Consider the following 442-nt stretch of genomic DNA (forward strand, 5'->3'; position numbering starts at 1 on the left):
CTCTACTGATGCGCGTCGATCTCTTTGACTTCGACTTGCCGGAGGAGCGCATCGCGCTTCGTCCGGCGGAGCCGCGCGACAGCGCCAAGATGCTGGTGGTCAAACCCGGCGAAGGGTTCGACGACCGCAGGGTTGGCGACCTGCCGTCCTTGCTCAGGGCCGGCGACGTGCTGGTGTTCAACGACACCAAGGTCATTCCAGCGCAGCTCAAAGGCATCCGGAGGCGAGGCGAAGTGACAGCGCAGGTCGAAGCCACGCTGCATATGCGCATGGCGCCGGACCGCTGGCTGGCCTTCATGCGGCCGGGCAAGCGCATTGCCGCCGGCGACCGCATCCATTTCGGCCATGACGGCAATTCCTGTTTGCTCGGTCAGCTCGACGCCACGGTGATCGAGAAAGGCGAGGGCGGCGAAGCGCTGCTTGGCTTCGATCTGTCGGGGCC

At 65.4% G+C, this 442-nt stretch carries 1 protein-coding gene; it reads left to right on the forward strand.

Going from position 1 to position 442, the window contains the following annotated elements:
* Nucleotides 1–8: 8 nt before the first annotated feature.
* On the forward strand, nucleotides 9–442 hold a 434-nt coding region (locus EN984_RS37300; RefSeq protein ID WP_164766059.1), incomplete at its 3' end, for an S-adenosylmethionine:tRNA ribosyltransferase-isomerase.

The organism is Mesorhizobium sp. M7A.F.Ca.CA.004.12.1.1 (assembly GCF_003997835.1).
GTDB lineage: Bacteria > Pseudomonadota > Alphaproteobacteria > Rhizobiales > Rhizobiaceae > Mesorhizobium.